General features: G+C 70.6%; 27 protein-coding genes and 2 riboswitches. Of the genes, 19 read left to right on the plus strand and 8 right to left on the minus strand.

Features of this window, described 5'->3' with window-relative positions:
• Window positions 1-31 precede the first annotated feature (31 nt).
• Window positions 32-1,069 (minus strand): phosphatidylinositol-specific phospholipase C domain-containing protein, encoded by a 1,038-nt coding sequence (locus AB0950_RS19615; RefSeq protein WP_366779076.1) that lies wholly within the window; start codon window positions 1,067-1,069, stop codon window positions 32-34.
• Between the two features lie 153 nt (window positions 1,070-1,222).
• Here AB0950_RS19615 and AB0950_RS19620 point away from each other — a divergent pair, with 153 nt between their 5' ends.
• Genes AB0950_RS19620 through AB0950_RS19630 form a run of 3 tightly spaced genes read left to right on the plus strand, consistent with a single transcriptional unit; the run spans window position 1,223 to window position 2,628 of the window.
• Window positions 1,223-1,402, plus strand: coding sequence for a CopG family transcriptional regulator (locus tag AB0950_RS19620; protein WP_360152170.1), 180 nt, complete (start codon window positions 1,223-1,225; stop codon window positions 1,400-1,402).
• A gap of 1 nt (window position 1,403) precedes the next feature.
• On the plus strand, window positions 1,404-1,748 hold the full coding sequence (locus AB0950_RS19625) for a VOC family protein (RefSeq protein WP_360152173.1): 345 nt from the start codon (window positions 1,404-1,406) through the stop codon (window positions 1,746-1,748).
• Window positions 1,749-1,767: 19 nt separating this feature from the next.
• Window positions 1,768-2,628, plus strand: a complete 861-nt coding sequence (locus AB0950_RS19630) for a class I SAM-dependent methyltransferase (protein WP_360152176.1) — start codon at window positions 1,768-1,770, stop codon at window positions 2,626-2,628.
• A 12-nt stretch (window positions 2,629-2,640) separates the two neighbouring features.
• Here the strand turns inward: AB0950_RS19630 and AB0950_RS19635 are convergent, their stop codons facing one another.
• The 4 genes from AB0950_RS19635 to gcvT form a co-directional block, all read right to left on the minus strand.
• Window positions 2,641-4,008, minus strand: a complete 1,368-nt coding sequence (locus tag AB0950_RS19635; protein ID WP_366779077.1) for an L-serine ammonia-lyase — start codon at window positions 4,006-4,008, stop codon at window positions 2,641-2,643.
• An 85-nt stretch (window positions 4,009-4,093) separates the two neighbouring features.
• Complete coding sequence (gene glyA / locus AB0950_RS19640) at window positions 4,094-5,377, minus strand: serine hydroxymethyltransferase (RefSeq protein ID WP_360152182.1); 1,284 nt, start codon at window positions 5,375-5,377, stop codon at window positions 4,094-4,096.
• A 14-nt stretch (window positions 5,378-5,391) separates the two neighbouring features.
• Window positions 5,392-5,769: a glycine cleavage system protein GcvH gene (gcvH, locus tag AB0950_RS19645; RefSeq protein WP_360152185.1), complete on the minus strand. Its 378-nt coding sequence runs from the start codon at window positions 5,767-5,769 to the stop codon at window positions 5,392-5,394.
• A 109-nt stretch (window positions 5,770-5,878) separates the two neighbouring features.
• On the minus strand, window positions 5,879-6,997 hold the full coding sequence (gene gcvT / locus AB0950_RS19650) for a glycine cleavage system aminomethyltransferase GcvT (protein ID WP_360152188.1): 1,119 nt from the start codon (window positions 6,995-6,997) through the stop codon (window positions 5,879-5,881).
• 159 nt (window positions 6,998-7,156) lie between these two features.
• Window positions 7,157-7,256: riboswitch (glycine riboswitch) on the minus strand.
• Window positions 7,257-7,412: 156 nt separating this feature from the next.
• On the opposite strand from gcvT, the gene AB0950_RS19655 reads away from it, so the two are divergent.
• From AB0950_RS19655 to AB0950_RS19700, 10 genes are all read left to right on the plus strand, one after another.
• On the plus strand, window positions 7,413-8,063 hold the full coding sequence (locus AB0950_RS19655) for an AAA family ATPase (protein ID WP_366779169.1): 651 nt from the start codon (window positions 7,413-7,415) through the stop codon (window positions 8,061-8,063).
• A gap of 92 nt (window positions 8,064-8,155) precedes the next feature.
• Window positions 8,156-8,947, plus strand: a complete 792-nt coding sequence (locus tag AB0950_RS19660; RefSeq protein WP_360152191.1) for an enhanced serine sensitivity protein SseB — start codon at window positions 8,156-8,158, stop codon at window positions 8,945-8,947.
• A gap of 137 nt (window positions 8,948-9,084) precedes the next feature.
• Window positions 9,085-9,876 (plus strand): enhanced serine sensitivity protein SseB C-terminal domain-containing protein, encoded by a 792-nt coding sequence (locus AB0950_RS19665; protein ID WP_360152194.1) that lies wholly within the window; start codon window positions 9,085-9,087, stop codon window positions 9,874-9,876.
• 375 nt (window positions 9,877-10,251) lie between these two features.
• Window positions 10,252-11,250 carry an ABC transporter permease gene (locus AB0950_RS19670; protein ID WP_360152197.1) on the plus strand — a complete coding sequence of 333 codons (999 nt, stop codon included), beginning with the start codon at window positions 10,252-10,254 and terminating at the stop codon, window positions 11,248-11,250.
• Window positions 11,251-11,278: 28 nt separating this feature from the next.
• Entirely contained in the window at window positions 11,279-13,021 is a 1,743-nt protein-coding gene (locus tag AB0950_RS19675; protein ID WP_360152200.1) for an ABC transporter substrate-binding protein, read from the plus strand.
• Between the two features lie 89 nt (window positions 13,022-13,110).
• On the plus strand, window positions 13,111-14,121 hold the full coding sequence (locus AB0950_RS19680; RefSeq protein WP_360152203.1) for an ABC transporter permease: 1,011 nt from the start codon (window positions 13,111-13,113) through the stop codon (window positions 14,119-14,121).
• On the plus strand, window positions 14,118-15,200 hold the full coding sequence (locus tag AB0950_RS19685; RefSeq protein ID WP_360152206.1) for an ABC transporter ATP-binding protein: 1,083 nt from the start codon (window positions 14,118-14,120) through the stop codon (window positions 15,198-15,200). The genes AB0950_RS19680 and AB0950_RS19685 overlap by 4 nt, the downstream gene beginning before the upstream one ends.
• A gap of 11 nt (window positions 15,201-15,211) precedes the next feature.
• Window positions 15,212-16,495, plus strand: a complete 1,284-nt coding sequence (locus tag AB0950_RS19690) for a dipeptide ABC transporter ATP-binding protein (protein ID WP_366779170.1) — start codon at window positions 15,212-15,214, stop codon at window positions 16,493-16,495.
• Between the two features lie 100 nt (window positions 16,496-16,595).
• Window positions 16,596-17,987, plus strand: coding sequence for a M1 family metallopeptidase (locus AB0950_RS19695; protein WP_366779078.1), 1,392 nt, complete (start codon window positions 16,596-16,598; stop codon window positions 17,985-17,987).
• Between the two features lie 47 nt (window positions 17,988-18,034).
• Window positions 18,035-18,694, plus strand: coding sequence for a trimeric intracellular cation channel family protein (locus tag AB0950_RS19700; protein ID WP_360152215.1), 660 nt, complete (start codon window positions 18,035-18,037; stop codon window positions 18,692-18,694).
• On the opposite strand, the gene AB0950_RS19705 is transcribed toward AB0950_RS19700, so the two are convergent.
• A complete protein-coding gene (locus AB0950_RS19705) occupies window positions 18,603-19,928 on the minus strand; it encodes an alpha/beta hydrolase-fold protein (protein WP_366779079.1) in 1,326 nt (441 codons plus the stop codon). The two genes, AB0950_RS19700 and AB0950_RS19705, sit on opposite strands and share 92 nt — an antisense overlap.
• Before the next feature lie 178 nt (window positions 19,929-20,106).
• Between AB0950_RS19705 and AB0950_RS19710 the strand changes: the two genes are divergently transcribed.
• Window positions 20,107-20,970 carry a thioesterase family protein gene (locus AB0950_RS19710; RefSeq protein WP_360152221.1) on the plus strand — a complete coding sequence of 288 codons (864 nt, stop codon included), beginning with the start codon at window positions 20,107-20,109 and terminating at the stop codon, window positions 20,968-20,970.
• A 216-nt stretch (window positions 20,971-21,186) separates the two neighbouring features.
• On the opposite strand, the gene AB0950_RS19715 is transcribed toward AB0950_RS19710, so the two are convergent.
• Window positions 21,187-21,786 (minus strand): TIGR03086 family metal-binding protein, encoded by a 600-nt coding sequence (locus AB0950_RS19715; RefSeq protein ID WP_366779080.1) that lies wholly within the window; start codon window positions 21,784-21,786, stop codon window positions 21,187-21,189.
• A 114-nt stretch (window positions 21,787-21,900) separates the two neighbouring features.
• Between AB0950_RS19715 and AB0950_RS19720 the strand changes: the two genes are divergently transcribed.
• Both AB0950_RS19720 and AB0950_RS19725 read left to right on the plus strand, forming a co-directional pair.
• The gene (locus tag AB0950_RS19720) at window positions 21,901-22,878 is read left to right on the plus strand and encodes a YafY family protein (RefSeq protein WP_366779081.1); all 978 of its coding nucleotides are present in this window, start codon (window positions 21,901-21,903) and stop codon (window positions 22,876-22,878) included.
• Window positions 22,879-22,973: 95 nt separating this feature from the next.
• Entirely contained in the window at window positions 22,974-23,333 is a 360-nt protein-coding gene (locus AB0950_RS19725) for a hypothetical protein (RefSeq protein ID WP_360572806.1), read from the plus strand.
• Window positions 23,334-23,350: 17 nt separating this feature from the next.
• Here the strand turns inward: AB0950_RS19725 and AB0950_RS19730 are convergent, their stop codons facing one another.
• Complete coding sequence (locus tag AB0950_RS19730; protein ID WP_366779082.1) at window positions 23,351-23,977, minus strand: TetR family transcriptional regulator; 627 nt, start codon at window positions 23,975-23,977, stop codon at window positions 23,351-23,353.
• Window positions 23,978-24,123: 146 nt separating this feature from the next.
• Between AB0950_RS19730 and AB0950_RS19735 the strand changes: the two genes are divergently transcribed.
• The 3 genes from AB0950_RS19735 to AB0950_RS19745 all read left to right on the plus strand — a co-directional run bounded on the left by AB0950_RS19735 (window position 24,124) and on the right by AB0950_RS19745 (window position 25,927).
• The gene (locus AB0950_RS19735) at window positions 24,124-24,291 is read left to right on the plus strand and encodes a hypothetical protein (RefSeq protein ID WP_360152235.1); all 168 of its coding nucleotides are present in this window, start codon (window positions 24,124-24,126) and stop codon (window positions 24,289-24,291) included.
• Between the two features lie 32 nt (window positions 24,292-24,323).
• Window positions 24,324-24,602, plus strand: a complete 279-nt coding sequence (locus tag AB0950_RS19740) for a DUF4190 domain-containing protein (RefSeq protein WP_360152238.1) — start codon at window positions 24,324-24,326, stop codon at window positions 24,600-24,602.
• A 155-nt stretch (window positions 24,603-24,757) separates the two neighbouring features.
• The gene (locus AB0950_RS19745) at window positions 24,758-25,927 is read left to right on the plus strand and encodes a cysteine desulfurase family protein (protein ID WP_360572804.1); all 1,170 of its coding nucleotides are present in this window, start codon (window positions 24,758-24,760) and stop codon (window positions 25,925-25,927) included.
• Window positions 25,928-25,962: 35 nt separating this feature from the next.
• A riboswitch (TPP riboswitch) is annotated at window positions 25,963-26,164 on the minus strand.
• Between the last annotated feature and the right edge of the window lie 39 nt (window positions 26,165-26,203).

Below are 26,203 nucleotides of genomic sequence, written 5' to 3' on the forward strand. Positions count from 1 at the left end.
GGTTCTGCCCCTGGCGCCCCTATTCGGAACCTCAGCTTCGGGTGGTCACCTCACCGAGCACCGACGGTGACTTCGCCGACCAGTCGGAGGTGATGATGCTCGCGTGGTCCTTGGCCAACAGGGCCAGCCGGGCGGCGACTTCGGCGTCCGTGGGGTTGGTGGAGGAGATGGCGGGGGAGACGCCGGCGGCGTCGGTCATGATCGAGATGTAGTGGTTCGCGGAGTAGAACGAGGTGTCGTACCCGTTGTTGACGTACGTCGCCGCGTCGCCGTCGAAGAACACGAACCAGGGGCGGATCGAGGTGTCGGAGGTCCAGCGGGTCGCCCTGGGGTCGCCGTTCGCCGCGCCCAGCACCGCCGGGAAGGCCTGGGCCTGTGCGATGTTCCCGGCCGCGTACAGGTCGCGCAGGTGGTCGCCGTACTCCTGGTCGGTCCAGTAGTGGTCGAAGGGGTTGTCCATCTCCACGGTGCCGGGGATGACCTCGAAGAGGAACTTGCCCTTGAGGGCGTCGCGGGAGGGCCAGGCGTCGGCCTTGGCGGCCGCGTCCAGCGTGCTGTAGGTGCCGCCCAGCAGGTCGGCCGGCTTGTAGACGCTGCCGCCGAGCTTCTGGCTGATCAGCGTGTCGAACTCGTCCGGGCCGAGCCCGACGTCGTTGTTGAAGCCGACCTTCATCTCGATCTTGAAGACGATCGGCGGGTGGTCGGGGTGGAGCTGGTTCCAGGCCGCGATGTTGTCCAGGCAGCTGCCGAAGTCCTGGTCGCGGCTCGTGCTGTACAGCTGGCTCGGGGTCTTGGCGGTCTCGCAGTTGTTGTCGTCGCCCCACGGGTTGCTGTGGCTCACCCGCCAGCGCTTGCTGATGCTGTCCGCGTAGATGTCGATCTCGAGCAGTGAGGCGCCCGAGTCCAACGCCTGTGCGAAATAGGTGTACTTGGACTTGTCGTACGCGTTGTGCGTGCCGATCGCCGTCGTCCCGGAGAACTTCGGCGCCGCCGCGTGGGCGTTGCCCGCTCCCGCCACCAGCAGAGCGGCGGCCCCCACGAGTGCCGCCAGCCGTCTCACCGCGCGCATAGCTCAACTCCCCTTTGCTGTCGCCGAGTTGACGGCAGCGTAGGGGTGAGCGGTTACTGCACGGTAGCCCCCGGAGGAACATCAGCCACTCTCGGATGTCGTGTGCTCCGTCTCCGGTGGTGGCTAGGTTGCTAGCATGCTAGCGTCCGGGGTGTGGGTGATGAGGAAGTCAAGCAGTTCAACGTGTACCTGCCGATCGGACTGATCAAGCAGGTCAAGTACCGCGCCATCGAGTCGGGCATGTCGTTGTCGGCGCTGGTCGCAGACGCGCTGCGCGCCTACCTCGACGACGCCCGTGATCCGCAACAGCAGTCGACCGGGAAGGAGACCTGACATGGCGACCGAGGGCATCGAGGCCGTGTTCCTGGAGACCCACAACTGGGGAAAGGCGGCGAAGTTCTTCCAGTCGCTGGGCTATGAGCTGGAGTTCGCGACGGATCACAACTCGGGCCAGTTCCGCAACGGTGAAGGCCCGTACGTGTTCATCGCCGAGGTCCCCGAGCACCAGGAGCCGCGCACGCAGATCGTGTTCAAGGTGCCGGACGCGGACGCCTTCCACGCCGATCCCGCCGTCGAGGTGGTCACGCCCTTCGAGGACACCCACTTCGGGACCCGGATGATGACAGTCCGCGACCCCGACGGGCGGCTGTGGAGCCTCCAGGCCCCGGCGGCGAAGTGACCCAGCGGGAGACGACACGATGACGCGCGAGGTGCACGAGGTTCCGGACAACACCGCCGTGCGGTGCGCCCTGTGGCGGGCGATGCACGTCCAGGTCGACCCGCCGCCGCACGTACTGGAGGACGAGATCGGCCTGCGGCTCGTGGCCCCAGGCGACGGCTGGCGCGACCGCCCGGACATGGACCCGGCCGGTACCCGCGGATTCCGGGCCGCCATGGTGGCCCGCGCCCGGTTCGTCGAGGACCTGGTCGCCGAGCAGGCGGACCGAGGCGTCGACCAGTACGTCCTGCTCGGCGCCGGCCTGGACACCTTCGCCCAGCGCGCCCCGGAGACCGCCTCCCGGCTGCGGGTCTACGAGGTCGACCAGCCCGGCACCCAGAACTGGAAGCGCCGGCGCCTGGCCGAACTCGGCTACGGCGTCCCCGACCGGCTGCACCTGGTGCCGGTCGACTTCGAGACGAGCACCGAGACATGGCCGGAGCAACTCGCCGCGGCCGGATTCGACCCCGGCCGGCCGGCGATCGTCGCGTGCACCGGCGTCACCATGTACCTCACCAGCGAGGCCACGGCGGCCACCCTGCGCCGGATCGCCGGGCTGGCACCCGGCTCGACCCTCGCTCTGACCTTCCTGCTCCCGGAGGACCTGGTGGCCGAGCCCGACCGCCCCGGCCTGCGCGCGAGCCAAGAGGGCGCCCGGGCCTCCGGCACGCCGTTCCTCAGCTTCTACACCCCGGACGAGATGCTCGCCCTGGCCCGCGCGGCGGGCTTCAAGGAGGCCCGCCACGTCCCGGGCACCGCGCTCGCCGACCGCTACTTCACCGGCCGCCCCGACGGCCTGCGCCCGTCGACCGGCGAGGACTTCCTCCTGGCCACCACCTGAGCGCGGTCCGGGTCAGCACTCGATGATGTTGACCGCCAGCCCGCCGCGCGCCGTCTCCTTGTACTTCACGGACATGTCCGCACCGGTGTCCTTCATGGTCTTGATGACCTTGTCCAGGGACACCTTGTGGGAGCCGTCACCGCGCATGGCCATCTTCGCCGCGGTGACCGCCTTCACCGCGGCCATGCCGTTGCGCTCGATGCAGGGGATCTGCACCAGGCCGCCGACCGGGTCGCAGGTCAGGCCGAGGTTGTGCTCCATGCCGATCTCCGCGGCGTTCTCCACCTGCTCGGGGGAGCCGCCGAGGACCTCGGCCAGCGCGCCCGCGGCCATGGAGCAGGCGGAGCCGACCTCGCCCTGGCAGCCGACCTCGGCGCCGGAGATGGAGGCGTTCTCCTTGAAGAGCATGCCGATCGCGCCCGCGGCCAGCAGGAAGCGGACCACGCCGTCCTCGTCGGCGCCCGGCACGAAGTTGATGTAGTAGTGCAGGACGGCCGGGATGATGCCGGCCGCGCCGTTCGTCGGGGCGGTCACCACGCGGCCGCCGGCCGCGTTCTCCTCGTTCACCGCCATCGCGTAGAGCGTGATCCACTCCATGGCGTGCGCCAGCGGGTCTCCCTCGGCGCGCAGCTGGCGGGCGGAGACCGCCGCGCGGCGGCGCACCTTCAGGCCGCCGGGCAGGATGCCCTCGCGGGACATGCCGCGCTGGACGCACTCGCGCATCACCCGCCAGATCTCCAGCAGGCCCGCGCGGATCTCGTCCTCGGTGCGCCAGGCCCGCTCGTTCTCCAGCATCAGGGAGGAGATCGACAGACCCGTCTCCTTCGTCAGGCGCAGCAGCTCGTCGCCCGTGCGGAAGGGGTACTTCAGGACTGTGTCGTCCAGCTTGATCCGGTCCGCGCCGACCGCGTCCTCGTCCACGACGAAGCCGCCGCCGACCGAGTAGTAGGTCTTCGTCAGCAGTTCCGCACCCGAGGCGTCGTACGCCCACAGGGTCATGCCGTTGGCGTGGTACGGCAGGGCCTTGCGGCGGTGCAGCACGAGGTCCTTGCCGAAGTCGAAGGCGATCTCGTGCTCGGCCAGGAGCGAGATCCGGCCCGACTGCTTGATCCTCTCCACCCGCTCGTCCGCGGTCACCACGTCCACCGTGCGCGGCGACGCGCCCTCCAGGCCGAGCAGGACCGCCTTCGGGGTGCCGTGACCGTGGCCGGTCGCGCCGAGGGAGCCGTACAGCTCGCAGCGCAGCGAGGCCACCGAGGGCAGCAGCTCTTCGTTGCGCAGCCGGCGGGCGAACATGCGCGCCGCGCGCATCGGGCCGACCGTGTGGGAGCTGGACGGGCCGATGCCGATCGAGAACAGGTCGAAGACCGAGATGGCCACGGTCACTCCTCAAGAACAGGGGGATGGCGGGGCGCCCTCGCCGGTCCGGCCTCGGGCGCCCCACCGGGGACTTGCTCGGCCGGGCCTACTTGGCCAGGCCCGGGTACAGCGGGTGCTTGTCGGCGAGCGCCTTCACGCGCGCCTTGAGGGCCTCGGCGTCGGCCTCCCCGAAGGGGGAAGGCGCCTTCAGCGCCTCCGCGATCACGTCCGCGACCTCGGCGAAGTCCTCGGCGGTGAAGCCGCGGGTCGCGAGGGCGGGCGTGCCGATCCGCAGGCCCGACGTCACCATCGGGGGCCGCGGGTCGTTCGGGACCGCGTTGCGGTTGACCGTGATCCCGACCTCGTGGAGGCGGTCCTCGGCCTGCTGCCCGTCCAGCTCCGAGGCGCGCAGGTCGACGAGGATCAGGTGCACGTCCGTGCCGCCGGACAGGACGTTCACCCCGGCCGCACGGGCGTCCGCCGCCGTCAGGCGCTCGGCGAGGATGCGGGCACCCTCCACGGTACGACGCTGGCGCTCCTTGAACTCCTCCGAGGCGGCGACCTTGAAGGAGACCGCCTTGGCCGCGATCACGTGCTCCAGCGGGCCGCCCTGGAAGCCGGGGAAGACGGAGGAGTTCAGCTTCTTCGCGAAGTCCTTGCTGCGGGCGAGGATGATGCCGCCGCGCGGGCCGCCGAGCGTCTTGTGCGTGGTGGAGGTCACCACGTCGGCGTACGGCACCGGGTTCGCGTGCAGACCGGCCGCGACCAGGCCGGCGAAGTGCGCCATGTCGACCCACAGGTGGGCGCCGGCCTCGTCGGCGATCCGGCGGAAGGCGGCGAAGTCCAGCTCGCGCGGGTACGCCGACCAGCCGGCGATGATCACCTTCGGGCGGTGCTCCTTGGCGAGCCGCTCGACCTCGGCCATGTCGACCAGGCCGGTGGTGGCGTCCACGTGGTAGGCGACCACGTCGAACTGCTTGCCGGAGAAGTTCAGGCGCATGCCGTGGGTCAGGTGGCCGCCGTGGGCGAGGTCCAGGCCGAGGATGGTGTCACCGGGCTGGGCCAGCGCGAACAGGGCCGCCTGGTTGGCGGAGGCGCCGGAGTGGGGCTGGACGTTGGCGTACTCGGCGCCGAACAGCTCCTTGACCCGGTCGATGGCGATCTGCTCGGCGACGTCGACGTGCTCGCAGCCGCCGTAGTAGCGGCGGCCCGGGTAGCCCTCGGCGTACTTGTTGGTCAGCACCGAGCCCTGCGCCTCCATCACCGCGAGCGGCGCGAAGTTCTCGGAGGCGATCATCTCCAGCGTGGACTGCTGGCGGCCGAGCTCGGCGTCGACCGCGGCGGCGATCTCCGGGTCCAGCTCGTGCAGGGACGTGTTCAGGACGGTCATACGGCTACGACTCCTCAGCCGGCGTTCTGGGCGGTGTACTCGTCGGCGGAGAGCAGGTCGGCCGGCTCCTCCGTGACGCGCACCTTGAACAGCCAGCCGCCCTCGAAGGGGGCCGAGTTCACCAGCGACGGGTCGTTGACGACGTCCTCGTTGATCTCGACGATCTCACCGGTGACCGGCGAGTACAGGTCGGAGACCGACTTGGTGGACTCCAGCTCGCCGCAGGTCTCGCCCGCGGACACCGTGGAGCCGACCTCGGGGAGCTGGGCGTAGACGACGTCGCCGAGCGCGTTCGCCGCGAACTCGGTGATACCGACCGTCGACACGCCGTCCTCGGCGGGCGACAGCCACTCGTGCTCCTTGCTGTAGCGCAGCTGCTGGGGGTTGCTCATGGCCTGAATTCTCCTGTACACGCGGGAGTGCTGATGACGGGGGGACTGGTGAAGCCGCTGGTGGGCAGCGGTGACGTGCGCGGGGTCACAGAGTGGCCGCGCCCAGTGTCTACTTCTGGCGCTTGTAGAACGGCAGCGCCACGACCTCGTACGGCTCGTGGCTGCCCCGGATGTCCACGCCGACGCCCTCGGTGCCCGGCGCCGCGTGCTCCGCGTCGACGTACGCCATGGCGATCGGCTTGCCCAGGGTGGGGGACGGGGCGCCGGAGGTGACCTCGCCGATCACCTCGCCGCCCGCGACGACGGCGTACCCGGCGCGCGGGACGCGACGGCCCTCGGCGATCAGGCCGACGAGCACCCGCGGCGGCTGGGAAGCGGCGCGCTCGGCGGCCTGCCGCAGCGCCTCGCGCCCGACGAAGTCGCCCTCCTTGTCGAACTTCACCACCCGGCCGAGCCCGGCGTCGAAGGGGGTCAGTTCGGTGGTCAGCTCGTGCCCGTACAGCGGCATGCCCGCCTCCAGGCGCAGGGTGTCCCGGCAGGACAGGCCGCAGGGGACGAGACCGACGCCCTCGCCGGCCTTGGTCAGCGCCTGCCACAGCTCGACGGCGTGCTCGGGCTTCACGAACAGCTCGAAGCCGTCCTCGCCGGTGTACCCGGTGCGGGCGATCAGCGCAGGGACGCCGGCGACGGTGCCGGGCAGGCCGGCGTAGTACTTCAGCCCGTCGAGGTCGGCGTCGGTGAGGGACTTCAGGATGCCGGGGGACTCAGGGCCCTGGACGGCGATCAGGGCGTAGGCGTCGCGGTCGTCGCGGACCTGGGCGTCGAAGCCGGCGGCGCGCTCGGTGAGGGCGTCCAGCACCACCTGGGCATTGGAGGCGTTGGCGACGACCATGTACTCGGTCTCGGCGAGCCGGTAGACGATCAGGTCGTCCAGGATGCCGCCGTCGGCCCGGCAGATCATGGTGTAGCGGGCGCGGCCCACGCCGACGGAGGCGATGTTGCCGACCAGGGCGTGGTTCAGGAAGGCGGCCGCCCCGTCGCCGGTGACGGTGATCTCGCCCATGTGGGAGAGGTCGAACAGACCCGCCTTCGTCCGCACGGCGATGTGCTCGTCGCGCTCGGAGCCGTAGCGCAGCGGCATGTCCCAGCCGGCGAAGTCGGTCATCGTCGCACCGAGCGCGCGATGCACGGCATCGAGCGCGGTGTGACGGAGTTCAGTACTGCTCATCGGTCGGTCGTCTCCCAGGGCAAGGCAGAACGGGCGAGGAACGTTCCTCCCCATCTGTCATCGGAACCTGAGAGGTTCGCCGGGACCGCCACAGGGACGATCACGGCTTGCACCTTGGGTGGAGCCACTGGCGTAGAGCGGCCCGCTTTTCAGATGTGCCTCGCCCGCGCGGTAACGGGGCCTGAGAGATTCAAGGGAGGGACTTGCTCCTTCGGCGCCCCGGCGTCAGTGCTGCCAGGGACTCTCCCGCGCGGATTCAAGCGGCCGGTATGCAGTTGGCGGCCACATCATCGCACGGCGAGCGGGCTTTTGTAACCGACCTGTGGCAGGCCCCGGACCTCGCCGACGACATCGCCCATTACCTTCTCTTTACGCACTGCGGGCAGGAAGATTACCGGACCGACAGGGGAGGACGATCACGGTGAACAGGACCTTGGTGTACGCCACCGTCACCACCGGCATCACTGTGCCGAAGCAGCGCCACGCCCCGGCCCCCGTCGTCCGCGACCTGCGCGACCGCGCCGGCCGCGGCCCGCGCACCCTGCTCTTCGGCGCCCGCGACCTGGTCGTGATCACCGGCCTGCCCGGCAGCGGCAAGTCGACTCTGATGCGGCGCGCGGTCACCGGCCCCCGCGTCGACTCCCAGGACACCCGCGACCGCTGGGACGCCCGCACCCCCCGCCTCGTCCCCTACGCCCTGTACCGCCCCCTGGTCCGCCTCGCCCACTACACGGGCCTGCGCCGCGCCCTGCGCACCGGCGAGGGCATCGTCGTGCACGACTGCGGCACCCAGCCCTGGGTGCGCGGCTGGCTCGCCCGCGAGGCCCGCCGCCGTGGCGCCGCCCTCCACCTGCTGCTGCTCGACGTCACCCCCGAGACCGCCCGCGAGGGCCAGCGCGAGCGCGGCCGGGGCGTCTCCGCCTACGCCTTCCGCCGCCACCGCCGTACGACCGCCCGGCTGATCGCCGCGGTCGAGGCGGGCGAGCTGCCCGCGGGCTGCGGTTCGGCGACCCTGCTGGACCGGGCCACCGCGGACGCCCTGCACCGGATCGCGTTCACCGCATGAGGCCGGCGAAAGGGTGTTGGAAGGTGAGGGACTGTCACAGCCACCCGCTAGCCTTCATGGCACAGCAGTGGTTCCCAGCAGGCGGTAGGCAGATGGACTTCCCGGCGGACATTCCCGCGGACTTCCCGGCACAGGCGCACCCCCAGCCGCACGGCGGCTGGCCCGGCAACGAACTGGAGGAGGTGCTCTCGGCCTCCCTCGGCGTGCCCGCCGCGGCCGGCCGGATCATCGAGGTACTGGGCCGCAGCCTGCTGTGGATCCCGCTGCCCAACGGCGGCGGCCCGGACAGCGGCCCGCTGGACCTGCCCTCGCTGGACATCGACGGCCAGGCCTACGTCCCGGTGTTCAGCTCGGAGGAGCAGCTGCGCCAGGCGGCCGGCTCCCACATGGCGTACACCATCGCGCCCGCCGTGGAGTTCGCCCGCGGTCTGCCCCCGCAGATCGGCATCGCCGTGAACCCCGACGCGCTGGTCGGCATCCCGCTGCCGCCCGCGGCGGTGGCCGAGCTGTGCCGGGCCGGCCGCACCCCGCTGGACGGCCAGAACACCGGCGGCCGGGTCCGGCTCTTCGAGCCCGACTGGCAGGACGACCCGGTCGACTTCCTCTCCGCCGCGTCCGCCGAGTTCGCCGGGACCGGCGTGGTCCGCACCGCCCGCCGCTGCCTGGCCGCGATCGAGACCGACGAGCCGGTCATGTTCGTGGGCGTCGAACTCTCCCAGTGGGAGGGCGACCTGCGCACCCTCCCCCTCCAGGCCCTCGGCAGAGCCCTCGGCAAAGTCCCGGTCAAGTGGCCGGTCAACCTGGTCCTCCTGGACGTCACGGACGACCCGGTGGCGGAGTGGATGAAGTCAAAGGTGCGCCCCTTCTACCAGTACGGCCACTGAGGCGCCCGGAAGGGGCGCGGGGAACGGCGCGACCGGCCACCCACAACCCGCACCCGCGCACGCACCCGAGGCGGCACCCCCCTGGGCGCTTAAGCTGTCCCCAAACGCGGGGCACAGAAAAGAGAAGGGCACGACAGGTGAGCGCGAGCCACAGCGGCAGCGTCAGCGTGGAACACGCGCTGCGCCAGGTCACCCCCGGCCGCTACGACGCCTACGAGGCCCTGCTCCGCGCCCTCGCCACCCCCTCCGCCGGCCAGGTCTGGATGCTGCTGTGGCACGGCCACGCCGGCTCCCCGGACGCCCAGTACGGAAACATGGAGGTCGACGGCTTCCACTACGCCCCGTGCGTCACCTCCGCCCAGGAACTGTCGGCCAGCGGCTGGAACCGGTCGTACGAGGTCGTCGACGGGCTCGACGTGGCCCGCACCCTCTACCCCGACCACTACGGCCTCTGGCTGAACCCGCACGCCCCGGGCGGCGGCGTCGGCATCCCCTGGCTGGACCTGCGCCGGATCGCCACCGGGCTGGACCGCCAGCCCGCGGGACCCCTCCGGCTGAGCGAGCCCGGCATCGAGATCCCGCAGTTCTACGCCCTGCTCGCGCAGAACGCCCACCGCACCCCGGCCCTGCGCTCCCTGCGCCGCGCCTGGGTGCAGCCGGCGCTCGGCGCGCCGTACCTCGCCATCGGCCTGGACGTGTACGACACCTCCCCGGCCGCGGTGGACTCGGTGCGCGCGATGATGCAGCAGTCCATCGGGGCGGTCCCGGAGGGCCTGCCGGTGTCGACGGTCGTGATGACCGACGACTACGACCCGGTCGTGATGTGGATGCGGGCGGGCGCCCGCCCGTTCTACGACCGCGAGGCGCACGCGGCGCCGGCGCCCGCGGCCGGCCCCGGGTACGGCTACACGGGACCCCGGTCCTACTGAGCACCCGGCCGCTGTGACGCCGGCCACAACGACGTCGGGCGCCCTCAACTACCCTGTATGTCCGCCCGATCCGGGCGAGGTGCCCCGCGATGCCCGCGTCCGGCAGCCGATCTTCCCTGTTCGGATAACGGATTCCCCTAGGCGGCATCACGTTTACGCATACTTTCTCCATCAGACCTGGCGCGTGATCGAGAGCGCGTTGAAGACTCGCCTCTCAAGACGCGAGGCCATCGATCCTGTGCTCGAACCAGTCACGGGACCAGCTGGCTCTCCGGGGCCGTCACCCATCGTGCGGCCGGCGCAGGTAAGAGAACCAAGCCGCCCACAGCGGCGGACAAAGGCCGGTCACCACCGGCGAGAGGGGTCAGGTCAACTGTGACCGCACCGATCGAGACCACCGGGGAAGAGGCTGCAGCGCCTCCCGAGTCCGTGCTCGCCGGGGCCAAGAAGAGCCAGATCGAAGGGCGTTCACTCAGCCAGATCGCCTGGACCCGGTTCAAGCGGGACAAGGTGGCCGTGGCGGGCGGCGTCGTCGTCATCCTGCTCGTCCTGATGGCGGTGCTCGCCAAGCCGATCGAGTGGATCTTCGGGCTCGACCCGGACAAGTTCCACCAGGACCTGATCGACCCGGCGCTGCTCGCTCCCAAGGGCGGCTGGGGCGGCATGAGCCTCTCCCACCCGCTGGGCGTGGACCCGCAGTACGGCCGCGACATGCTGGCCCGCATCATCGACGGCTCCTGGGTCTCCCTCCTGGTCGCGGGCGGCGCCACCCTCCTCTCGGTGGTCATCGGAACGGTGCTCGGCGTCATCGCCGGCTACTACGGCGGCTGGGTCGACAGCATCATCAGCAAGCTCATGGACACCTTCCTGGCGTTCCCGCTGCTGCTGTTCGCCATCGCCATCTCCGCCTCGGTGCAGGACGGCTTCTTCGGGCTGAACGGCCTGCCGCTGCGGATCTGTGTGCTGATCTTCGTGATCGGCTTCTTCAGCTGGCCGTACATCGGCCGCATCGTGCGCGCCCAGACGATGACCCTGCGCAGGCGGGAGTTCGTCGAGGCCGCCACCAGCCTGGGGGCCCGCGGCCCGTACATCCTGTTCCGCGAGCTGCTCCCCAACCTCGTCGCGCCGATCCTCGTCTACTCGACGCTGATCATCCCGACCAACATCCTCTTCGAGGCCGCGTTGAGCTTCCTCGGAGTCGGTATCGCTCCGCCGCAGGCCTCCTGGGGCGGCATGCTCAGCAACGCCGTGGATCTGTACACCGCAGATCCGCAGTACATGTTCGTGCCCGGACTGGCGATCTTCATCACCGTCCTGGCCTTCAACCTGCTGGGTGACGGGCTGCGTGACGCGCTCGACCCTCGCAGCAAGTGATCCATCGATAGAGGGGGCTTTCCTCAACGTGAAGACCAGAAGGGTTATCGCCGCCGTGGCGTCGGTCACGGCGCTCTCCCTGGGCGCGGCCGCCTGTGGCGGCGGGGGCGGCAAGAGCAGCAGTGGCGGCAGCGGCAGCAAGGACGCGGCGCTGAGCTCCATCGTGAACGCCTCGAGCAAGAAGGGGGGAACGGTCACGCTGGAGGACTCCGACGTGCCGGACTCCCTGGACCCGGGCAACACCTACTACGGCTTCGTGCAGAACTTCTCGCGCCTGTACGCGCGGACGCTCGTCACGTTCAAGCCGGCCGCCGGCAAGGACGGCCTCACGGTCGTCCCGGACCTCGCGGAGTCCCTGGGCACGCCCAGCAAGGACGCCAAGACCTGGACGTACCACCTGCGTCCGGGCCTGAAGTTCGACGACGGCACCCCGATCACGTCCAAGGACGTCAAGTACGCGATCGAGCGCTCCAACTTCGCGCCCGAGGCCCTGTCCAACGGCCCGACGTACTTCAAGTCGTACCTGCAGGGCGGTGACAAGTACAAGGGCCCGTACAAGGACAAGAAGGGCCTGGACTCCATCGGCACCCCGGACGACCGCACGATCGTCTTCCACCTGAACCAGCCGTTCGCCGACTTCGACTACCTGGCGACCTTCTCCCAGACGGCCCCCGTGCCGCAGGCGAAGGACGACGGCGCCAAGTACGTCCAGCACATCGTGTCCTCCGGTCCCTACAAGTTCTCGTCGTACGAGGAGGGCGCCAGCGCCACCCTCGTCCGCAACCCGAACTGGGACCCGAAGACGGACCCGATCCGCAAGGCGCTGCCGGACAAGATCGTCGTCAAGTTCAAGGTCAACCCGGTCTCGATCGACAACGACCTGCTCGCCGACAAGATCACGGCCGACATCGCCGGCGCGGGTGTGCAGCCGCAGACCCAGCCGAAGATCCTGAGCGGCAAGTACGCCAAGCAGACGGACAACTCCTACGCGGGCGCCACCTCGTACATGGCGCTGAACCAGCACGTCGCGCCGTTCGACAACGTGCACTGCCGCAAGGCCGTGCAGTGGGCGGTCGACAAGCAGTCCGCGCTCGACGCCATGGGCGGTGCGCCGAAGGGCGACGTGGCCACCACGCTGCTGCCGCCGTCGGTCAACGGCTACACCAAGTTCGACCAGTACCCGACCGCCGGTCACAAGGGTGACGTCGCCAAGGCGAAGGCCGAGCTGAAGCAGTGCGGCAAGCCGAACGGCTTCTCCACCACGCTGACGGCCCGTTCGGACCGTCCCGCCGAGGTCGCGGCCGCCACGGCCATCCAGAACTCGCTGAAGTCCGTCGGCATCAAGGTCGACATCAAGCAGTTCCCCGCCGGCAAGTACTTCTCCAACTTCGCCGGTGTCCCGAGCTACGTCCACCAGCACAAGCTCGGCATGATGATGACCGCGTGGGGCGCCGACTGGCCCACGGGCTACGGCTTCCTGGACCAGATCATCGACGGCAGCGCGATCAAGCCCTCGGGCGGCAACAACCTCAGCGAGCTGAACGACCCGAAGATCAACGCGGCGCTCAAGGCCGCCATCTCCAACACCGATGCCGCCGCGCGCACCAAGGCGTGGGGCGACATCGACAAGATGGTGCAGGACAACGCCTCGATCGTCCCGCTCGTCTACCGCAAGAACCTGCTGATCAGGCCCACGTCCGCGACCAACGTCACGGTCACGCAGGCGTACCTCGGCATGTACGACTACCTGCTGATGAGCTCCTCGAAGTAACAGCAGGCCGAATACCCTGAAAGGCAGGTGAAGGCACCGGGTGGCCGGGGCGGACAGATCCCGCCCCGGCCACCCGGAGCCGCACAGCTGTGGCTGCGTACATCATCCGACGCGTCTTCGGCGCATTGGTACTGCTGCTGGTGGTCAGCGCAGTCACCTTCGCCATCTTCTTCCTGGTCCCTCGCCTGGGCGGCCAGACAGCCGACCAGCTGGCCACCCAGTACGTCGGCAAGGACGCCAACCCCGCGTCCATCGCCGCGATCAAGCACAACCTGGGTCTCGACCAGCCCATCTACCTCCAGTACTGGGACTACATCAAGGGCCTGTTCGTGGGCGCCGACTACAAGTTCGGCCCCGACGCCACGCACTGCAGCGCCCCCTGCTTCGGGTACTCGTTCAAGAGTCACATCGAAGTGTGGCCCCAGCTCCAGCAGCGCATCCCGGTCTCCTTCTCGCTCGCCGTCGGCGCGGCCGTGATCTGGCTGATCTTCGGTGTGACGACCGGTGTCATCTCGGCGCTGCGCAAGGGCAAGCCGGTGGACCGCATCTCGATGTTCATCGCGCTCGCCGGCGTCTCGCTGCCGATCTTCTTCACCGGCCAGGTGATCAACGCGCTCTTCGTCTACCAGTGGCCCGTCTGGGACAGCACCGACTACGTGCCCTTCACCCAGAACCCGGCCGACTGGGCCTGGCACCTGCTGCTGCCCTGGATCAGCCTCGCGTTCCTCTTCTCCGCCACCTACGCCCGGCTCACCCGGGCGGGCATGCTCGAGACGATGAGCGAGGACTACATCCGCACGGCACGCGCCAAGGGCCTGAAGGAGTCGGTGGTCGTCACCAAGCACGGGCTGCGCTCCACGCTCACCCCGATCGTGACCATCTTCGGCATGGACTTCGGCACCCTCATCGGCACCGCGGTCCTCACCGAGACCGTCTTCTCCCTGCAGGGTGTCGGGGCGTACTCCATCCAGGCGATCAAGGACAACGACCTGCCCATCGTGATGGGCGTGACCCTGGTCGCCGCGTTCTTCATCGTCCTCTGCAATCTCCTCGTCGACCTGGTGTACGCAGCCATCGACCCCCGCGTGAGGTACTCGTGAGCAAGCTCGACAAGGCGGCGGTCGGCGAACCGGCCACCACCGCCCCCTCCGACGCCGACGACGCGTTCCTCTCCGTTCGCGATCTGCGCATCCACTTCAACACCGACGACGGCCTGGTCAAGTCGGTGGACGGCGTCAGCTTCGACGTCAAACGGGGCAAGACCCTGGGCATCGTCGGCGAGTCCGGTTCGGGCAAGTCCGTCACCTCGCTCGGTGTGATGGGCCTGCACCGCGCCGCCAACGCCCGCGTCTCCGGCGAGGTGTGGCTGGACGGCCAGGAACTGATCGCCGCCGACCCGGACGAGGTCCGGCGGATGCGCGGCCGCAAGATGGCGATGATCTTCCAGGACCCGCTGTCCGCGATGCACCCCTACTACACGGTCGGGGCGCAGATCATCGAGGCCTACCGGGTCCACCACAAGGTCAGCAAGAAGGTCGCCAGGCAGCGGGCGATCGAGATGCTGGACCGCGTGGGCATCCCGGAGCCGGCCAAGCGCGTCGACAGCTACCCGCACGAGTTCTCCGGCGGTATGCGCCAGCGCGCGATGATCGCGATGGCGCTGGTGAACAACCCCGAGCTGCTCATCGCCGACGAGCCGACCACCGCCCTGGACGTCACCGTGCAGGCGCAGATCCTGGACCTGATCCGGGACCTGCAGAAGGAGTTCGGCTCCGCCGTCATCATGATCACGCACGACCTCGGCGTGGTGGCCGAGATGGCCGACGACCTGCTGGTCATGTACGGCGGCCGGTGCGTGGAACGCGGTCCGGCCGACGAGGTGTTCGAGGCGCCCCGCCACCCCTACACCTGGGGGCTGCTGGGCTCGATGCCGCGGCTGGACCGGGAGGAGACCGAGCGGCTCATCCCGATCAAGGGCTCCCCGCCCTCCCTCATCAACGTCCCGTCCGGCTGCGCCTTCAACCCGCGCTGCCCGTACGCGGACATCCCGAAGGACAACGTCACCCGCACGGTCCGCCCCGAGCTGACCGAGGTCGGCAACGGGCACTGGGCGGCCTGCCACATGACGCAGGAGCAGCGGGAGCGTATCTGGACCGAAGAGATTGCGCCGAAGCTGTGAGCGACGAAAAAGTGAGCATCCCCGCGCAGAGTGACGGTGCCGACGTGACCGAGGAAGAGGCCGTCTCCGACGGCGAGATCCTGCTGAAGGTGACCGGGCTCCAGAAGCACTTCCCGATCCGCAAGGGCCTGCTGCAGCGGCAGGTCGGGGCGGTGCGCGCCGTCGACGGCATCGACTTCGAGGTGCGCAAGGGCGAGACCCTGGGCGTCGTGGGCGAGTCCGGCTGCGGCAAGTCGACCATGGGCCGGCTGATCACCCGGCTGCTCGAACCGACCGCCGGCACCGTGGAGTTCCAGGGCAAGGACATCACGCACCTCGGCGTCGGCGGCATGCGCCCCATGCGCCGCGACGTGCAGATGATCTTCCAGGACCCGTACTCGTCGCTGAACCCGCGCCACACCATCGGCACGATCGTCGGCGCGCCCTTCAAGCTCCAGGGCGTCGAGCCCGAGGGCGGCATCAAGAAGGAAGTGCAGCGGCTGCTGTCGGTGGTCGGTCTCAACCCCGAGCACTACAACCGCTATCCGCACGAGTTCTCCGGCGGTCAGCGCCAGCGCATCGGCATCGCCCGCGCGCTGGCCCTGAAGCCGAAGCTGGTCGTCGCGGACGAGCCGGTCTCCGCGCTGGACGTGTCGATCCAGGCGCAGGTCGTGAACCTGCTGGACGACCTCCAGGAGGAGCTGGGCCTGACCTACGTGATCATCGCGCACGACCTCTCGGTCGTCCGGCACGTCTCGGACCGGATCGCGGTGATGTACCTCGGCAAGGTCGTGGAACTCGCCGACCGGGACTCGCTGTACAAGGCGCCGATGCACCCGTACACCAAGGCGCTGATGTCGGCGGTGCCGATCCCGGACCCGAAGCGGAAGAACACCAAGAGCGAGCGCATCCTGCTCAAGGGCGACGTGCCCTCGCCGATCGCCCCGCCGAGCGGCTGCCGCTTCCACACCCGGTGCTGGAAGGCGACGGAGATCTGCCGGACCACCGAGCCGGCGCTCAAGGAGCTGCGGCCCGGCCAGCGGGTCGCGTGCCACCACCCGGAGAACTTCGAGGACCAGGCCCCGCAGGACACGGTTCTGCTCTCCGCTGCCAGGGAGGCGGCCGAGCTGGTCTCCGAGGAGGTCCTCGCGGAGTCGGCGGAGACGTCGGCGGCGGTGGCGGCGGAACTGGCCGAGGAGCGCGCCGAGGAGCCGGCCGCTGAGGAGACCCCCTCCGAGGAGGCGGCCGCCGAGGCTTCCGACTCCCAGCCCGAGTCCGAATCCGACGCCGACTCCCAGGAGTCAACCGACAAGTAGCACATGACAGCTCGGCAAAGTCATGTACATGGCTGAGCGGGAGAGTGCACAGTCGTCCGTGTCCGACCACTGATCGGCACACGCTCGAAAGGGACGACGCATGGCACTCTCCCGTTCGGCACGTCTGGGGGCCCTCGCGACCGCGGCGGCCTCCCTCCTCGTCATCGGAGCCTCACCCGCCCCCACTCCGGGCGCCCCCGGCATCGGCGACCCCTACTTCCCCTACCTCGGCAACGGCGGCTTCGACGCCTTGCACTACGACCTCGACGTCGCCTACGCCCCGGACACCGGCCGCCTCGACGGCCGTACGACCCTCACCGCGCACGCCACCCGGAACCTCTCCTCCTTCGACCTCGACCTCCAGCAGCTGCGGATCACCCGGGTCGACGTGAACGGCAGACGCGCACAGTTCACCCGCGACGGCGACGAGGTCACCGTCACCCCGCGCCAAAGCCTGCGCAAGGGGCGCGAGTTCAGGGTCACCGTCACCTACGGCGGCGTACCCCAGCCCCTCAGCGGACCCATCGTGTTCGGCTCCAAGTACGGCTGGATGAAGACCCCCGACGGCGTCTTCGTCGCATGCGAGCCCAACGCCGCCTCCACCTGGTTCCCGTCCAGCGACCACCCCTCCGACAAGGCCACCTACGACATCCGGATCAGGGCGCCGAAGGGCCTGACCGCCGTCTCCAACGGCCGGCTGCTGTCGACGTACGGCAAGGGCGGCTCGACGTACACCCACTGGCGCGAGTCGCGGCCGATGGCGACCTACCTCGCCACCGCCACCATCGGGAAGTTCGACGTGCGCACCGGCCGCACTCCTGGCGGCATCCCCGTCTACGTCGCCATCGACCCGGTGCTGAAGAACAGCAACGGCGTCGACGTGTACGCCGTCACCGCCGCGGCCACCGACTACTGGTCGAAGGTCTTCGGGCCGTACCCGTTCGAGGAGACCGGCGCGATCGTGGACGACATGCCGGAGGCGGGGTTCTCGCTGGAGGTGCAGAGCAAGCCCGCCTACTCGGCCGTGCGCAACGAGACGACCATCGTGCACGAGCTGGCCCACCAGTGGTTCGGCGACTCGGTGAGCGTGGCGCAGTGGAAGGACATCTGGCTCAACGAGGGCTTCGCCACCTACGCCCAGTGGCTGTGGGCCGAGCACCGGGGCACCCGCTCCGCCCACGACTCCTTCCTCGCGGCGTACAACGCCCTGCCGGCCGATTCGTCCTTCTGGCAGACCAAGGTCGCCGACCCGCAGCGCGACACGATGTTCGCCTCCGCCGTCTACCAGCGCGGCGCGATGACGCTCCAGATGCTCCGCGAGCGCATCGGCGACAAGGCCTTCTTCACGCTGCTGCCCGCCTGGACGAATCTCCACCGGTACGGCAACGCGGACACCGCCGGCTTCGTCCGCCTCGCCGAGCGCGTCAGCGGGCAGCAACTGGACGACCTCTTCCATACGTGGCTGTTCACCACAGGGAAACCGGCCCTGTGAGCCTGGCTTTGTAAGGTTCACACCCGCCGCCGGGTGAGAATGTAGGGGTGCAGCTCCAGCCCCTCTTCAGTCACTCCGTCCAGCACACGCTCGATGTCATCGGCATCTTCGTGTTCGCGATCTCCGGCGCGCTGCTGGCCGTCCGGAAGAACTTCGACGTCTTCGGCATCGCCGTCCTCGCCGAGGTGACCGCGCTGGGCGGAGGGCTGTTCCGCGATCTGATCATCGGAGCCGTGCCGCCGGCCGCCTTCACCGACCTCGGGTACTTCCTGACCCCGCTGCTCGCGGCCCTGGTCGTCTTCTTCCTGCACCCGCACGTGGAGCGCATCCAGACGGCGGTGCTGGTCTTCGACGCGGCCGGCCTCGGCCTGTTCTGCGTCAGCGGTACGACGAAGGCGTACAGCTACGGCCTCGGCCTGACCGCGTCGGCGACCCTGGGCCTCGCCACCGCCGTCGGCGGCGGTGTGCTGCGGGACGTGCTCGCCAACGAGGTGCCCTCGCTGCTGCGCTGGGACCGCGATCTGTACGCGGTCCCAGCGATCGTCGGCGCCACGATGGTGGTGCTGTGCATCCGCTACGACGTGCTGACCCCGTTCACCAGCGGGCTGGCCGTCGTCACCGCTTTTGCGCTGCGCCTGCTCGCGATGCGGTTCCACTGGCGAGCTCCGCGCGCGTGGAACCGCCGGTCGACGGTGACCGAGGAGTAGTCCCCGTGGTCCCTGCCGCCCCCGTGGTCCCTGTCCTCCCGGTGGGTCCGGCGGCGGACCCGGTAAGAGAACCCGTGGTTCCGGTAAGAGACCGGTCCTGGCCCCGGGCGCGGTTCTGGCCCATCTGGAGGGTCAGCCAGCGGAACACCGTGTCGACCTGGGGCCGCCACAGCGCCATGTTGTGGCCGCCCGCGCTGTGCGGCAGGAACACCACGTGCACGGTCGTGGGCGCCTTGGCGATGGCCTCGAGGGCCACGCCCGCCTGGTAGCCGTCCCCGGACTCGCCGGAGATGTACAGCGCGATCCTGGGTGGTACCGGGGCCTTCCTCAGCAGCAGGTAGGGGTTGTTCTCGGCGCGCAGGGTGGGGTTCTGCGCGGCGAGGGAGTTGCGCTCGCCGATCGGGTCGTTGTAGCCGGACAGGCTCACGGCGGCCCGGTAGCGGTCCGGGTGGGCCACGGCCAGCTTGACCGCGCAGTGCGCGCCCGCCGAGTACCCGGCCACGGCCCAGCCCTGCGGCGCCGGTTCGGCCCGGAAGTTGTCCATGACCATCTTCGGCACGTCGATGCTGAGCCAGCTGTCCGCGTTGACCTGACCGGGGATGTTGGCGCAGCCGGTGTCGACGCCGGCCAGCAGGTTGGTGCGCGGGGCGACCAGGATGAACGGCGCCACCTGGCCGCTCCGCATCAGCGGCAGCAGCTGCTCGTGGGCCTTCATGGAGCCGAACCAGGCCTTCGCCGAACCGGGGTAGCCGGGCAGCAGCTCCACCACCGGGAACTTCTTGGTGCGGTAGGCCGGCTCGTCGTACTGCGGCGGCAGCCACACGTAGACCTCGGCGTTCACCCCGGACACCCGGCCCCTGAGCTGGGTGACCCTCACTCCGCCGGCCGCGCGCATGCCGGGCCCCTCGGCCGCCGTGAAGGCCTGCCTGACCTTGGGCAACCGTTTCACCGCTATGCCGCCGGTCCCGTCGCTGCCCAGGTCCTGGGCCTGCTGGACGTGGTTGCCGGTGCCGAGCAGGTCGGCCCAGTTGTCGTACAGGTTGTTCTGGTTGTTGACCAGGACGAAGATCAGCGTGACGGCGGTGCCCTGGGCGAACAGCAGCATCGCCAGGCGGGCCGCGGCGCGCAGGGACTTGGGCCCGCGCACCCGCGACCACAGGACGAGCGGCAGTATCAGTGCGACGACCGCCAGCACGACGGTCGTGTAGAGGAACGGAGTCCCGGTGAGGCTCATGTCCCCATAGAGGGAAAACGAAGGCCCGAGGTTGTGGACGTGTCCGGACACTTACTTAGAAATTGCCGGAACCTCACCCGGCAGGCCCATCGCGGCCCGGCGGGGCCCCTGACGTCCGGTTCCGGCGACCGAGCAGAGAAAGCTACCGCTTAGTAGTTACCTGTTGTACCGTTCACCCATGCCAGAAGCAGCTTCCGCAGCCTCCCCGTCGCGGGCCGTGATCGGCGACAGCGAGTTCGACCGCGACACCGCGGTCACCCGGCGCGAGCCCGGTGTCTACGACATCGACCTCTCCGCCGGCTGGACCATCATCAACGCCGTGAACGGCGGGTATCTGCTGGCCGTGCTGGGCCGGGCCCTCGCGGACACGCTCCCGCACCCCGACCCCTTCACCGTCACCGCGCACTACCTGACCGCCTCCCAGCCCGGCCCGGCGGTGGTCCGCACCGAGACGGTCCGCACCGGCCGCACCCTCTCCACCGGCCAGGCCTCCCTCTTCCAGTACGACGACGAGGGCCACGAGGTCGAGCGGATCCGCGTCCTCGCCTCCTACGGCGACCTCACCGCCCTGCCCGACGACGTCCGTACGACGGCGACGCCGCCGCCGATCCCTCCGCTCGACCAGTGCTTCGGCCCCGAAGACGGTCCCGCCCCCGTCGAGGGCAGCTCGGCGATCACCGACCGCCTCATGCTCAAGCTGGACCCGGCGACCCTCGGCTGGGCCCTGGGCGCGCCCTCCGGCAAGGGCGAGATGCGCGCCTGGTTCGGCCTGGCCGACGGCCGCGACGCCGACCCGCTGTCCCTGCTGCTGGCGGTGGACGCCCTGCCGCCCACGGCCTTCGAACTCGGCCTGAAGGGCTGGGTCCCCACCGTCGAACTCACCGTCCACGTCCGCCGCCGCCCCGCCCCCGGCCCGCTGCGCGTGTCCATCACAACCCGCAACCTGGCCGGCGGCTTCCTGGAGGAGGACGCCGAGATCTGGGACAGCTCCGACCACCTGGTCGCCCAGTCCAGGCAACTGGCCAGGGTCAGACTCGGCTGAGCGGGGAGGCCGGCGGCCGGGTCGTGCGGCAGCGTCCGCCGGCCGACTGGCACGCCGGTCACCCGGGCCGGGCGGAATCGCGTGGGGCCAGGCCCGCGCCAGCGGTGAGCGGACCGGCCGGGCCGTTCTGTGGCTTCCCCTACGTGGTCCCGGCGTGTCGCGGCACTTCGCCCGGTGGCGAGTCGGAGCGGTTGCCCCTCGGCCTCCCGGCCCGCGTCAGGCCCGCGCCAGCGGGGCGCGGCCCAGCCAGGCCGCCAGCTGCTCGTAGGTGTCCGCGTCCTCGGCGGCCTCGCGGGGGGCGTCGAAGGGGGTCTCGGCGTCGCGGGGCCGGGAGGCCGGGAGGACCCTGCGGGCGGTGGTGAGGGCGAACTCGGCGAGTTCGGGGTCGAGTCCCAGGGGGTGGCGGAGGGCTTCGGCGAGGTCCCAGGTGTGGGTCACGATCTCCATGACGTAGCCCGACAGCGCCGCGTGGCCCGGCACCTCGCCCCACGGCACCCGCACCGGGGACGTCATCCGCTCGTCGCTCTCCCACGCCTTCAGCACCCGGACGCGCACCTCCTCGTAGGCCGCGGCCCAGCCGTCGTCCGCGACCCCGTGGGCGACCGGCTCCACCGCCAGTCCGTCGCCGCCCTCGCCGACCACCGCGATCCGCCGGGTGGCGCCGACCACGTGGCTCAGCAGGGCCCGTACGTCGAACTCGGTACAGGGTGTCGGCGCGGTGAGGTGTTCCGGGCGCACGGTCTTGATCAGGGCCGCGGCCTGCTCGGTGGCGCGGGCGTAGACGGGGCGCGGGTCGGTGAAGCCGGTGGTGGTCATGAGATGCCTCCGTGTCCGTGTCTTCCGTGGGTCGGTGGGACCAGGATCGCGGGATAACCTGACAACTCCCGTCAACATTTGCGGGAAGCCCGCGCCCGGCGCGATCCTGGCCGCGTGAAGTCCGACCGGCTGCTGTCGATCCTGCTGCTCCTGCAGACCCGGGGCCGCGTCCCGGCACGCGAACTCGCCGACCGGCTGGAGGTGTCGGTCCGCACCATCTACCGGGACGTCGAGGCGCTGTCGGCCTCCGGCGTCCCGGTGTACGCCGAGCGCGGCCGGCACGGCGGCATCGAACTCCTCGCCGGTTTCCGCACCGACGTCACCGGTCTGACCGCCGACGAGTCCCGCGCCCTGTTCATCCTCGCCGCCCAGGGCGCCCACGCCGCGCTCGGCCTGGACGCGGCCCTCGGCTCGGCCCTGCGCAAGGTGATGGCCGCGCTGCCGGCGCCGTACCGGCCCGCCGCAGAGGTGACCAGCCGCCGCATCCTGGTCGACGCCACCCGCTGGAAGAGCGGCCCCCAGCAGGCCGTCGACCTGCAGGTTCTCCAGGACGCGGTGTTCTCCGACCGGCGCCTGAGGCTGCGCTACCGGCACAGCGGGTCGCGGGAGGCGCGGACGTACACCGTGGACCCCTACGGCCTGGTCGCCAAGGCCGGGACCTGGTATCTGGTCGCCGACCGGCGCGGTGCGCCCCGGCTGTTCCGGGCCGACCGGATCCGCTCGGCCCGGCCGCTGGACGAGCCCGTACGGCGTCGCCCGGGCGTCGAACTCGCCGACGTCTGGGAGGTGTTGCGCCGGCAGGTGGAGGAGCAGCCGCACGGGATCGAGGTCACCGTGCGGGTACGGCGCGAGCGGCTGGACATGTTCCAGCGGATCGCGGCCGCCCACCTGACCGCCCCGCCCGACGACGACGGCGAGAGCGACTGGGTCACCGCCCGGCTGGCCTACCCGATGCCGGGGGCGGTCCGTCAACTCCTGGCGTTCTCCGACCAGGTGGAGCTGCTGGACCCGCCCGAGGCGCGCGCGGAGCTGCTGGCGGCGGCCCGTTCCGTCACGGCCCTGTACCAGGGCGGCCCCGGCGCCGGGGATTGACAGCGGGCGGACAGCGGGAGCCCAAGCCCCTCCCAGGCGGCCTTGGTTGAGTGCGGCTTCTCAGGACTTCCTCATCCTCATCGGAGCCGACTCTCATGAAGCGTGTCTATCTCGCCCCCGCCGTCGCCCTGCTGGCCCTGTCCCCGCTGCTGCTGACCGGGTGCGGCTCCGGCGACTCGTCGTCCTCCTCCGGGGGCGGCAACTCCGTCCGGCAGCAGGGCTGCAAGGCGCCGTCCGGCATGCCCACGGGCGGCACCAAGGGGCACCGGCCGAGCGGTGCGCCTTCGGGCGCGCCGTCGAAAGCGTCCACCGCGCGGCCGAGCGGCGCACCCGGCGGCAGGCCCTCCGGCATGCCGAGCGGCGCGCCCGGCGGCCAGGGTGGTCCCGGCGGCCGGGGCGGCTGCCGCGGCGGCCAGGCTCCGGGGCGGTCCGGCGGGCAGGCGCAGCAGGGCTGAGCCGGGGGCGGGGCCGCTCAGTCCAGCCAGTGGCCGCGGCCCACGGAGATGAGCCGCAACTGCCGGGCGGCGAGCCGGGTGACGCGCTCGCGTTCCTCCGGCGGGCCGTCCAGGGCCTCCAGGAACAGGGAGGCGGTGATGAGCATCTGGTCGACGTAGAGATGCGCGAGCATCAGCAGGTCGTCGTCGCTCCAGCCCACGGCCTCCGGGTCCTTGGCCAGCTCGGCCTTCACCTCCTCGGCGAACCGGACGAGTTGGGCCTTGATGGCCTCCCGCACCGGCTGCACCCCGCCGTGCCGTTCCCGGGCGATGAACCGGACATGTGCGGGGTACTCGTCCACGTGACGGGCGATCAACTCGATGGCGCGCGCGATGCGCTCCTCGCTGTCGCCCGCCGCGGACACCGTCGTCCGCACCATCGGATGCAGGCTGCCCAGTGCCTCGTCGACCAGCGCCACCCCGAGGTCGGCGGTCGAGCGGAAGTGCCGGTAGAAGGCCGTCGGGGCGACGCCGACGGCCCGGGTGACCTCGCGCAGGCCCAGGCTGCTCAGGCTCTGCTCCTCCAGCAGCGCGAGCGCCGCGTCGAGGAACGCCTGGCGGGTCTTCTGCTTCTGGGCCTGCCGGATGCCGAAGGTGTGACTCATGTCATCCAGTTAACAACTGTTCTCCGGAATTGGAAACCGCCGGGCGCGGTACAGTAGAAGTCAGTGAACAAGTGTTACTACAACTGTTCACCCAAACTTCACACCGGCTCGATTCACGAGGCAACTCGGAGGGGGGACCCGTTCCCATGCTGTTCCTCGTCGCCGCACTCATGCTGCTCGGTGTCGTACTGGGCACCGTCGCTCACGCACCGCTGACCGTCACCGCCGTCATCGCCGCCGGCATCGCCGTCTGGCTCGGCGCCTTCGCGATCCGCGAGCGCCTCGGCCGCCGGCGCCGTACGCCGGCCAACTGACCGTCCGCACCGACTTCCAGGAGCTGAGCACCATGCATCTCACCGCACCGGTCACGAGCGGCAACGAAACCCGTCCGGCCGCGCGGGACGCCGACGGCATGGCCGTGGCGTCCTTCATCCTCGGCCTGCTCGGCCTGCTCGTCCTCAACATCTTCCTCGGCCCGATCGCCATCGTCCTGGCCGCGGTCTCCCTCTGGCGCGGCACCGCCCGCCGCGGCCGGGCCCTGCTGGGCCTGGCCCTGGGCGTGGCCGACCTGGCCGTCCTGGCCATCGCGATGGAGGTCTCCCACACGCTGTCGTGGAGCCTGTGAACCGGCAGCGCCTCACCTGACGCAGAAGGCGCCCCGAGGACGACGGGGCAGCCGGCCGGCATACGGCGCGGAGGCGAGCGCGGGCCCGGCGCCCGGGGCCTGCGGCGACCTCGCAGCCGAGGCAGGCGGCGGGGGAGCCGTAGAATCAGGGCACCATGGCTTACCTCGACCACGCCGCGACCACCCCGATGCTCCCGGAGGCGGCGGAGGCACTCACCGCCCGGTTGAGCATCACGGGCAACGCCTCGTCCCTTCACGCATCCGGCCGGCAGGCACGCCGCACGGTCGAGGAATCCCGCGAGACCCTCGCCGAAGCGCTCGGCGCCCGCCCCAGCGAGGTCGTCTTCACCTCCGGCGGCACCGAGGCCGACAACCTCGCCGTCAAGGGGCTGTACTGGGCCCGCCGCGACGCCGATCCGGCCCGCACCCGCGTCCTGTCCAGCCCCGTGGAGCACCACGCCGTCCTCGACGCCGTCCACTGGCTCGGCGAGCACGAGGGCGCGACGGTGGAGTACCTCCCCGTCGACTCCTACGGCCGCGTCCACCCCGAGGCCCTGCGCGAGGCCATCGCCCGCAACCCCGGCGACGTCGCGCTGGTCACCGTGATGTGGGCCAACAACGAGATCGGCACCGTGCTGCCGATCCGTGAACTCGTCGAGACCGCCGCCGAGTTCGGCATCCCGGTGCACTCGGACGCGGTCCAGGCCTTCGGTCAGGTCCCGGTCGACTTCGCCGCCTCCGGCCTCGCCGCGATGACCGTGTCGGGCCACAAGATCGGCGGTCCCTACGGCATCGGCGCGCTGCTGCTCAGCCGCGACCAGAGCCCCGTACCCGTCCTGCACGGCGGCGGCCAGGAGCGGCACGTCCGCTCCGGCACCCTCGACGTCCCCGCCGTCGCCTCCTTCGCCGTCGCCGGCCGGCTCGCCACGGAGCGCCGCGCGTGGTTCGCCCGGGAGATCGGCGCCCTGCGCGACCAGCTGATCGACGCCGTCCGAAGCGCCGTCCCGGACGCGATCCTCGGCGGCGACCCGGCGCCCGAGGGCCGCCTGCCGGCCAACGCGCACTTCACCTTCCCCGGCTGCGAGGGCGACTCCCTGCTGCTCCTGCTGGACGCGCAGGGCATCGAGTGCTCGACCGGCTCCGCCTGCACCGCGGGCGTCGCCCAGCCCAGCCACGTCCTGCTCGCCACCGGCACCGACCCGGACCTGGCCCGCGGCACCCTGCGCTTCTCCCTCGGCCACACCTCCACGCGGGCGGACGTCGAGGCGGTCGCCAAGGCGATCGGCCCGGCGGTGGAGCGCGCCCGCGCGGCGGGCCTCACCTGAGGCGCGGGGCGGCAGAAGCGGGCCGGGACAGCAAACGGCCTACGAGGCGGGTTCCCTTCGCCGGCATTGTCCGGATCAGGTTCTGGGGGTCGCCTTCCGGTCCTCGCGGACCTTCCGGCCTCTCAGCCCGAGCGTCGATGTCGGCATCAGCGGAGATTTCCTGTACCTCTCCTTGAAGAGATCGATCTTTCTCTCGCTGAAGTCGGCTACTCCGCTTGGGCTCCCTCACTCGTCTCGTAGACCTGTAAATAGGATAGAACCGTGCATACCGGATGA

This window comes from Streptomyces sp. NPDC007189, assembly GCF_040703635.1.
In the GTDB taxonomy this organism is placed as follows: Bacteria; Actinomycetota; Actinomycetes; order Streptomycetales; family Streptomycetaceae; genus Streptomyces.